10 protein-coding genes and 1 pseudogene are annotated in these 8961 nt (G+C 73.7%); 4 read left to right on the top strand and 7 right to left on the bottom strand.

Going from position 1 to position 8961, the window contains the following annotated elements; translation table 11 throughout:
• Positions 1 to 390: hypothetical protein (locus KS423_RS30180; RefSeq protein WP_224282946.1), on the top strand; the 390-nt coding region annotated here is incomplete at its 5' end.
• Here KS423_RS30180 and KS423_RS30175 read toward each other — a convergent pair.
• Entirely contained in the window at positions 377 to 1042 is a 666-nt protein-coding gene (locus KS423_RS30175) for a hypothetical protein (RefSeq protein ID WP_224282945.1), read from the bottom strand. The two genes, KS423_RS30180 and KS423_RS30175, sit on opposite strands and share 14 nt — an antisense overlap.
• Positions 1043 to 1341: 299 nt before the next feature.
• Here KS423_RS30175 and KS423_RS30170 point away from each other — a divergent pair, with 299 nt between their 5' ends.
• From KS423_RS30170 to KS423_RS30160, 3 genes are all read left to right on the top strand, one after another.
• Positions 1342 to 1686 carry a rodlet layer protein gene (locus KS423_RS30170; RefSeq protein WP_224282944.1) on the top strand — a complete coding sequence of 115 codons (345 nt, stop codon included), beginning with the start codon at positions 1342 to 1344 and terminating at the stop codon, positions 1684 to 1686.
• Between the two features lie 84 nt (positions 1687 to 1770).
• A complete protein-coding gene (locus tag KS423_RS30165) occupies positions 1771 to 2118 on the top strand; it encodes a rodlet layer protein (RefSeq protein ID WP_224282943.1) in 348 nt (115 codons plus the stop codon).
• Positions 2119 to 2331: 213 nt separating this feature from the next.
• Entirely contained in the window at positions 2332 to 2601 is a 270-nt protein-coding gene (locus KS423_RS30160; protein ID WP_224282942.1) for a hypothetical protein, read from the top strand.
• 65 nt (positions 2602 to 2666) lie between these two features.
• On the opposite strand, the gene hemB is transcribed toward KS423_RS30160, so the two are convergent.
• The 6 genes and pseudogenes from hemB to KS423_RS30130 all read right to left on the bottom strand — a co-directional run.
• Complete coding sequence (gene hemB, locus KS423_RS30155; RefSeq protein ID WP_224282941.1) at positions 2667 to 3647, bottom strand: porphobilinogen synthase; 981 nt, start codon at positions 3645 to 3647, stop codon at positions 2667 to 2669.
• A 68-nt stretch (positions 3648 to 3715) separates the two neighbouring features.
• Positions 3716 to 5365, bottom strand: coding sequence for a bifunctional uroporphyrinogen-III C-methyltransferase/uroporphyrinogen-III synthase (locus tag KS423_RS30150; protein ID WP_224282940.1), 1650 nt, complete (start codon positions 5363 to 5365; stop codon positions 3716 to 3718).
• Positions 5362 to 6369, bottom strand: coding sequence for a hydroxymethylbilane synthase (gene hemC, locus KS423_RS30145; RefSeq protein WP_224282939.1), 1008 nt, complete (start codon positions 6367 to 6369; stop codon positions 5362 to 5364). Before hemC ends, KS423_RS30150 begins: the two co-directional genes overlap by 4 nt.
• A 41-nt stretch (positions 6370 to 6410) precedes the next feature.
• Positions 6411 to 7751, bottom strand: a complete 1341-nt coding sequence (locus KS423_RS30140) for a glutamyl-tRNA reductase (protein ID WP_224282938.1) — start codon at positions 7749 to 7751, stop codon at positions 6411 to 6413.
• A 25-nt stretch (positions 7752 to 7776) separates the two neighbouring features.
• Positions 7777 to 8679: a redox-sensing transcriptional repressor Rex gene (locus KS423_RS30135; RefSeq protein WP_224282937.1), complete on the bottom strand. Its 903-nt coding sequence runs from the start codon at positions 8677 to 8679 to the stop codon at positions 7777 to 7779.
• 101 nt (positions 8680 to 8780) lie between these two features.
• Positions 8781 to 8961, bottom strand: a pseudogene (locus KS423_RS30130) (hypothetical protein); the annotation flags it as partial.

The following is an 8961-nucleotide window of genomic DNA, read 5'->3' as shown; positions in this document are numbered from 1 at the left end:
CTGGCCGCCGCCGCGGGTGCCGCGGTGCTGCTCGGCGCCGGTTCGGCGCAGGCCGCGACCGTGCCGGGCGAGGCGCCGGCCGGCCCCGCCACGCTGACCAGGACCGACGTCGGCCAGGCGCTGAACGGGACGACCACCGGCCTCGGCTACGGCATCGCGCCGATCAAGAGCCTGCGGCTGGACCCGTGGGCGAAGTCCTCCGCCGACTTCCTCAACAACGGCGCGGTCCTCCAGCCGGACCAGGGCCTGCCCTCGGTCGGCACCGGGACGCTGACCGGCCCGCTGAGCGACGGCGGCGGCATCAAGGACCTCCCGCTGGCCGGCGGGCTGACCGGCCTCCTGCCGGGCTCTCGTGCCCTCCTCGCCGGGGCGACGGCTAGAGCCGGGTGAGGTCGGTCAGGCCGGTCTGCCCCACCACGCCGGTGGTCATCGCGGTGATGGTCCCCGCGAGGGCGCCCGCCGTGTCGGTGACGGAGACCCTGCTGTCCTCGCCGCCGAGGCTGGCCTTGGCCCCGGGGATCACCTGCACCGCGCCGGTGACCAGCCGCGGGTCGATCTCGTCCACCTTGAACCGGCCGTCGGCGAGCTGGCCCGCGCCGTCCTGGGCGAGCGAGAGCGGCTTGCCGAGAGTGAGCCCGGGGGTCTTGGCGTGCAGCGGCGCGGCCGGGGCGTCCAGCAGCACCTTGCCGAGGTCGGCGCCCTGGTCGACCAGCGGGAGCGGCAGCTCGGCATTGGCGCTCGGGCCGACCTTGCCGGTGCCCAGCTCGGGGAGGATCCGCTCCGGGATCAGCTCGCCGCCGGTGCTGGTGGTCCGGCCGGGCACCGGCGGCATGAGCAGGGAGGTCGGGATGCCGGCCGTGAGGCGGCTGCCCAGCGGGGCGAGCGGGATGTCCGCCGGGACCTGCTGGGTGGCCAGCGCGTCCTCCAGGGCGCCGACCTGGTCGGGACCGACCGGGGTGGCGGCGCCGGCCGCTCCCGGGGAGGCGAGCACGCCGGCACCGACCGCCAGCAGCATCGCGCCGGCCCGCTTGGAGAACTTCATGCTTTTCACCGTTCTGCTGTCCGTACTGGAGATCACTGGAGAGGGCTGCGGGGCCGCAGCCGGAAAGCGAGCTGCTCAACGAGTGACCAGGAGAACGGATTGCGGCGGTTAACCGGTTCGGGCTAATAATCCGACCGGAATCCCTACACTGTCGCGCCTCCGGGACCCTTTTCAAAAATCCCCGTAACCTTCCGTGCCGTCGTTCTTTGATCTGGACGTCAGTGACTGCAGACCGGGTCTGGGCGTTCTCAGCGTTGCACGCACGGAATCCAAAGAGCATTTCAGAGAGGGATCTCGCCATGATCCAGAAGTCCTTCGCCGCCGCCGGCCTGGCCGTCGCCGCGCTGGCCGGTGCCGCCGCGCCCGCCTCGGCCATCGCCGACTCGGACGGCGCCGCGGCCTCGATCGAGGGCAACGGCGGCACCAACTTCACGGGCACGGTCGGGAACGACAGCCCGAACTTCCACTTCCTGGACAACCCGAACATCTGCCTGCCCGAGATCCACAACATCGCGGTCGCCGTGGCCGGTCTGGCCGTCCCGGTCGAGGTCCCGATCGCCAACAACGGCGGCAGGCAGTACTGCACCGTCGGCCAGGGCACCCAGAGCCAGGGCGACGGCGGCGTGTCCCACCTGGTCGGCTGATCGGACGCCGCTCCGTTCTCCCTGCACCACCCTCCGATCCACCTACGAATCGCTCCCCGATTCGCCCCGAGAGGAAAGCCAGAAATGATCAAGAAGTCCCTCGCCGCCGCCGGCCTGGCCGCCGCGGCTCTCGCGATGTCCGCCGGCTCGGCCTCCGCCATCGCCGACTCGGACGGCTCCGCCACCTCCGTCCAGGGCAACGGCGGCACCAACCACACCGGCACCTACGGCAACGGCAGCCCGAACAGCCACGTTCTGGACAACCCGAACATCTGCCTGCCGGAGATCCACAACGTGGCCGTCGGCGCCCTCATCGGCCTCGCGGTGCCGATCGAGGTCCCGGTCCTGGACAACCAGCCGAAGCAGATCTGCGACGTCGGCCAGAACACCCAGTCCTCGGGCGACGGCGGTGTCTCGCACCTGATCGGCTGATCAAGGGGCGCAGCACGGTCGGAGGGCCCGGGGAGGAACACCACCCCGGGCCCTCCGGGCTGTGCGGACGAGGTGTCCGCCCGGCCGCGCCGCAGCGCGGTCCGGACGGGTGAGCGGCGGTCCGGTCCGGCGCGTGGATCGCCGATCAGGACCGCCGGTTGTGATCACGTGTCAGAGCGCCCGCGGGGGCGCTCCCAGAGAGAGGGCAGTTCCATGAAGAGCAAGCTGGCCAAGGCCGCCCTGACCGCCGCCGCCGCACTGGCGCTCGCGGGTGCCGCCACCCCGGCCTTCGCCCACGTCGGCGTGATCGGCGGCGGCGAGTTCGCGGCCTCCGCCGACAAGCCGTTCCTGGCCGGCGAGGGCTTCGGTGTCGCCCACGCCGGCGACGTCGTCGCCGGCGGCTTCGGGGGCGGCGCGGCCACCTCCACCGACCTGATCGGCGGCGGCGCGGGCTTCGCGCACGCCGGCGACGTGGGCATGTAGCAGGAACCAGGAAGGCCGGGCCGCCCCCGTCGGGAGCGGCCCGGCCTTCCGCCGTGCGGTGCCCGCTACTTGATCATCCTCGCGGCTTCGAGGGCCCAGTAGGTGAGGATCTGCTCGGCGCCCGCGCGGCGGATCGAGGTGAGCGTCTCCATGATCATCCGCTCCCGGTCGATCCAGCCGTTCGCGGCGGCCGCCTCGACCATCGCGTACTCGCCGGACACCTGGTACGCGGAGACCGGCACCGGGGAGGCGTCGGCGACCTGCCGCAGGACGTCCAGGTAGGCCATGGCCGGCTTCACCATCACCATGTCCGCGCCCTCGGCGAGGTCCTGCTCCAGCTCGCGCAGCGACTCGCGGGCATTGGCCGGGTCCTGCTGGTAGGTCTTGCGGTCGCCCTTGAGCGAGGAGCCGACGGCCTCGCGGAACGGACCGAAGAAGGCCGAGGCGTACTTGGCGGTGTAGGCGAGGATGCCCACGTCCTGGTGCCCGGCCTCGTCCAGCGCCCGCCGGATCACGCCGATCTGGCCGTCCATCATGCCGGACGGGCCGACCAGGTGGACGCCGGCGTCGGCCTGCACCCGGGCCATCTCGGCGTAGCGCTCCAGGGTGGCGTCGTTGTCGACGCTGCCGTCGGCGGCCAGCACGCCGCAGTGGCCGTGGTCGGTGTACTCGTCCAGGCAGAGGTCCGACATGACCACCAGGGAGTCGCCGACCTCGGAGACCACGTCCCGGATCGCCTGCTGGAGGATGCCGTCCGGGTTGGTGCCCTCGGTGCCGGTCGCGTCCTGCACCTCCGGGACGCCGAACAGCATGAGGCCGCCCAGGCCCGCCTCGGCGGCCTCCACCGCGGCCTTGCGCAGGGTGTCCCGGGTGTGCTGGACCACGCCCGGCATCGAACTCACCGGGACGGGCTCGCTGACGCCCTCACGGACGAACAGCGGCAGGATCAGCTCCGCCGGGTGCAGCCGGGTCTCGGCCACCAGGCGGCGCATCGCCGGGCTCTGGCGCAGCCGGCGGGGGCGTACGTACGGGAATTCAGCGGACACGGCTTCTCTCTCCGAACGGTTGTGCAGTGCCGGGGGCGACGGTCGGCCGCCCCCGGCCATGAGGGGTGTCAGCGGGCCTTGCGGCGCGAGCCGGGACGGCGCTCGCTGGGCCGGTAGACCGGCTCACCGGCGGCCGTCGCGGTGTCACGGCGCTTGGCTCCGAAGTCTGCCAGCGCCTGGGCCAGCGCGGCCGCCGACGGCGCCGGGGCCATCACGTCGACCCGCAGGCCGTGCTCCTCGGCGGTCTTGGCCGTGGCCGGGCCGATGCAGGCGATGACGGTCACGTTGTGCGGCTTGCCCGCGATGCCGACCAGGTTCCGGACGGTCGAGGACGAGGTGAACAGCACCGCGTCGAATCCGCCGCCCTTGATCGCCTCACGGGTCTCGGCCGGCGGCGGCGAGGCGCGCACCGTCCGGTACGCCGTCACGTCGTCGACCTCCCAGCCGAGCTCGACCAGGCCCGCCACCAGGGTCTCGGTGGCGATGTCGGCGCGCGGCAGCAGCACCCGGTCGATCGGGTCGAAGACCGGGTCGTACGGCGGCCAGTCCTCCAGCAGTCCGGCCGCGGACTGCTCGCCGGAGGGCACCAGGTCCGGCTTCACGCCGAAGTCCACCAGGGCCTGCGCGGTGGTCTCGCCGACCGCCGCGACCTTGATCCCGGCGAACGCGCGGGCGTCCAGGCCGTACTCCTCGAACTTCTCCCGGACGGCGCGCACCGCGTTCACCGAGGTGAAGGCGATCCACTCGTAGCGGCCGGTGACCAGGCCCTTGATGGCCCGCTCCATCTGCTGCGGGGTGCGCGGCGGCTCGACCGCGATGGTCGGCACCTCCTGCGGCACCGCGCCGTACGAGCGCAGCTGCTCGGACAGGCCGGTGGCCTGCTCCTTGGTGCGCGGCACGAGGACGTTCCAGCCGAACAGCGGCTTGGTCTCGAACCACGAGTGCGAGGCCCTGTGGGCGACCTGCTCGCCCACCACGGCTATCACCGAGGTGGCCGGGTCGACCGGGGCGGAGACCGGCGAGGGCAGCACCCGGGCGGCCTTCAGGTCGGCCGCGATGCCGGAAAGGGTGGAGGTGAAGGTCCGCTGGCGGGTAGTGGTGCCGGAGAGCGTGGCGCTCAGCGCCGACTCCGGCTTGCGGCCGCCCGCGACCAGGGCGGTGGCGGTGGCGGGCAGCTGGCCCAGGGTGGTGCGGACCACCAGGGTGGTCTCCGGCGCACCCAGGTCCACCGGCTTGCCGGCCAGCAGCGCGGCGCCGTCCACGAAGCGCACGTCGGTACCGGACCCGGCGCGCAGCGGGACGCCCGCGTACGCCGGAACGCCGACCGACTGGGCGACGCCGGGGATCACCTCGAACGGGATCCCGTCGCCCGCGCAGCTGAGCATCTCCTCGGCGGCGCAGCCGTCCAGGCCGGGGTCGCCGTCGACGGTGCGGACCACGTGCTTGCCGGAGCGGACGGCCTCGGCGACCAGCTTGGCCAGGTCGAAGTCGGTGCCCTCGGCGGCTGGGGCGTGCACCTGCACGCCGGCCGGACAGTGGCTGCGCACGGCGGCGGCGGTCAGCGGGTCGGCGACCAGCACGTCGGCGGTGGACAGCACCTCGACCGCGCGCAGGGTCAGCAGGCCCGGGTCCCCGGGGCCCGCGCCCAGGAAGGTGCACCGTCCGGTGGCGGGCTGTCCCGCCGGGAACAGGGCATCGGTGGCGGTGGTGGGGCTCATCGGGCTCGCTCCCCCATCAGGGCGGCCGCGCCCGCGGCGAGCAGCCGGTCAGCCAGCGCGCGGCCGAGGGCCGCCGCCTGCTGCTCGGCGGTCTCGTCGAGGACGATCGGACCGTTGGCGGACATCTTCAGCAGGGCGGTTCCGTCGGGGTCGCCGACCACGCCGTCCAGCCGCAGTTCGTTCTCCCGGCCCCAGGTGGCCAGTGCGGCCACCGGCGCCGAGCAGCCGGCCTCCAGGGTGGCCAGCAGGGCGCGCTCGGCGGCCACGGCGACCCGGGTGGGGGCGTGGTCCAGGGCGGCGAGCGCGGCGATCAGCGCAGTGTCGGCGGTGGCGCACTCGATCGCGAGCGCGCCCTGGCCGGGGGCCGGGATCATCAGCTCGGTGTCGAGGTGCTGGGATATCTCGGCGCTGCGGCCGAGCCGGTTGAGGCCGGCCGTCGCCAGCACCACCGCGTCCAGCTCGCCGCTGGTCACGAAGCCGATCCGGGTGTCCACGTTGCCGCGGATCGCGACGGTCTCCAGCTGGGCGCCGCGGGCGGCGGCCCAGGCGTTCAGCTGCGCCATCCGGCGGGGCGAGCCGGTGCCGATCCGGGCCGGGCGGCCGGCGCCGGCGAGCTTCTCCACCAGCTCGTCCAGGGCCAGGCCCTCGGCCGCGACCAGGGCGTCCCGGACGTCCTCGCGCTCGGGGACGGCCGCCAGCACCAGGCCCGTGGGGGCGGCGGTGGGCAGGTCCTTGAGCGAGTGCACGGCGAAGTCGATCCGGCCCTCCAGCAGCGCGTCGCGCAGCGCGGAGACGAACACCCCGGTGCCGCCGATCTGCGCCAGCGACTCCCGGGAGGTGTCGCCGTAGGTGGTGATCTCGACCAGCTCGACGGGGCGCCCGGTGACCCTGGTCACCTCGCGGGCCACCATGCCCGACTGCGCCATGGCGAGGGCGCTGCGCCGGGTGCCGAGCCGCAGGGCCGCGGTGGCCGTGGGCTGCTCCGTGATCGGTTGACCATTCATGAGGTGATCGTCCCGGTGGTACTCGTGGGATGGCTGACGGTTCATCTGGTGCCCCCGGTCGAGGGCTGGGGCGCGCCGCCGAGGGGCGTGCCCGACACGGCGTGCACGGCCGCCGGGTCGAGGTCGAACAGTTCGCGCAGCGCCTCCGCGTAGGAGGCGCCGCCGGGCTCGGCGGCCAGCTGCTTCACCCGGACGGTCGGGGCGTGCAGCAGCTTGTCGACGACGCGGCGGACGGTCTGGGTGATCTCGGCGCGCGAGCGCTCGTCCAGGTCGGGCAGCCGGGAGTCCAGCCGGCCGAGCTCGGCGGCGACCACGTCGGAGGCCATCGAGCGCAGCGCGACCACGGTCGGCGCGATCCGGGCGGCCCGCTGGGCGGCGCCGAAGGCGGTCACCTCGTCGGAGACGATCCGGGTGACCTGGTCGACGTCGCCGGCGCCGGGGCTGGCGGCGTGCGCGTGGGAGAGGCTCTCCAGGTCGACCAGCAGGGCGCCGGCCAGCTCGTGCACGGCGTGGTCGACGTCGCGCGGCATGGCCAGGTCGAGCAGGGCCAGCGGCTCGGGCGCCCCGCGGGAGGCGACCGCGGCGGCCACGTCCGAGGCCTTGATCACCACGCCTGCCGCGCCGGTGCAGGAGATCACCAGGTCCACGTCGGCGAGCGCCTCCGGCACCTTGGCGAGGTCCAGGACCCGGGCCACGTCCGGGCCGAGGATCTCGACCAGCCGCTCCGCGCGGGCCGGGGTCCGGTTGGCGATCAGCAGGTCGGTCACGCCGGAGCGGACCAGGGTGGCGGCGGCCAGCGAGCTCATCGAACCGGCGCCGACCACCAGCGCGCGCTTGCCGGCGATCTCGCCCGCGCCCGCCGCGACCTGCTCCAGGCCGAAGGTGACCAGCGACTGGCCGGCCTTGTCGATGCCGGTCTCGCTGTGCGCCCGCTTGCCGACCCGCAGCGCCTGCTGGAACAGCTCGTTCAGGCCGCGCCCGGCGGTGTGCTCCTCCTGGGCCTTGGCCAGCGCGTCGCGCAGCTGGCCGAGGATCTGGCCCTCGCCGACGACCATCGAGTCCAGGCCGCAGGCCACCGAGAAGAGGTGGTGGACGGCGCGGTCCTCGTAGTGGACGTACAGGTGGGAGGTCAGCTCCTCCAGGTCCACCCCGCTGTGGTGGGCCAGCAGCAGCGACAGCTCGGCGACGCCGGCGTGGAACTTGTCCACGTCCGCGTACAGCTCGATCCGGTTGCAGGTGTTCAGCAGCGCGGCCTCGGCGACCGTCGCGGTGGCGGCCGCGTCGTGCAGCAGCCGGGTCGGCACCTCACCGGTCAGCGCGGCGCGCTCCAGCACCCCGACCGGGGCCGTGCGATGGCTCAGCCCTACGACGAGAAGGCTCATGCCCGCCCCCCACAGCTCTCGGTGTTCATGCGGGCATCACCGCGGAGAGATCCCCGTCGCCGCCCTTGGCGGACTTTTCCTTGGCCTGCTCGGCCTGGTCCTTGGCCACCGACTCGGCGGTGCCGCGGCCCTTGCCGCTGCCGCCGGCCGCCCGGCGCAACTTGGCCGCGGCCGCCCGGACCGGACCGGGGGCACGGTCCAGCACCGACTCGGCGCGGTCGTCCGGTTCCTCCCCGGCCTTGCGCTGCTCGTGGAAGGCGAGGATCTGGAGCTCGATGGACAGGTCCACCTTGCGCACGTCCACGCCGTCCGGAACGGCCAGCACGGTCGGGGCGAAGTTCAGGATGCTCGTAACGCCTGCCTCGACCAGCCGGTCGCAAACCTGCTGGGCGGCACCGGGTGGGGTGGTGATCACGCCGATGGAGACGTGCTGGCTCTCGACGATCGACTCCAGCTCGTCCATGTGCCGCACCGGCAGTCCGGCCGCGGTGGAACCGACCACGTTGGGGTCGGCGTCCAACAGGGCGGCCACCCGGAAGCCACGGGAGGCGAACCCGCCGTAGTTGGCGAGCGCGTGGCCGAGGTTCCCGATGCCGACGATGACGACCGGCCAGTCCTGGGTCAGGCCGAGCTCGCGGGAGATCTGGTAGACGAGGTACTCGACGTCGTAGCCGACGCCGCGGGTGCCGTACGAGCCGAGGTAGGAGAAGTCCTTGCGCAGCTTGGCCGAGTTCACGCCGGCCGCGGCGGCCAGCTCCTCGGAGGAGACGGTCGGCACCGAGCGCTCGGAGAGCGCGGTGAGGGCCCGCAGGTAGAGGGGCAGGCGGGCGACGGTCGCCTCCGGGATGCCCCGGGCACGCGAGGGTCGGCGCGCGGCGCCCTGGTCGGGCGTCTGCGAACTGCTCTGTGGTGATCGGCCGATTGCCACGGTGCTCCTGTGGGTGAAGCTGGGCTTTGGCAGCCAGGCTATGCGTTTGTGAACGTGTGCACAAAGATGGTGTCCGTTTTGTCCCTGCACAGTGATGCGCATCACGCCGTCGAACCCATAGCACCGGCCTGGGTCAGTACGACCTCCGGGGCCCGGGAACCGGGCAGCCAGGGGCCGTACGGCGCCTCCCGGCGCACCAGTGGGACGGCGGTGCCGGACGGGCGGGAGCGGGCCCGGCCCAGCCGGGGCCAGGGCACCCGGGCGGCCTCGCGCAGCGGGCCG

The organism is Streptomyces sp. LS1784 (assembly GCF_020103755.1).
GTDB lineage: Bacteria > Actinomycetota > Actinomycetes > Streptomycetales > Streptomycetaceae > Kitasatospora.
Note: the sequence above shows the minus strand (reverse complement) of the source record. Positions and strands in the feature narration are given on the sequence as shown.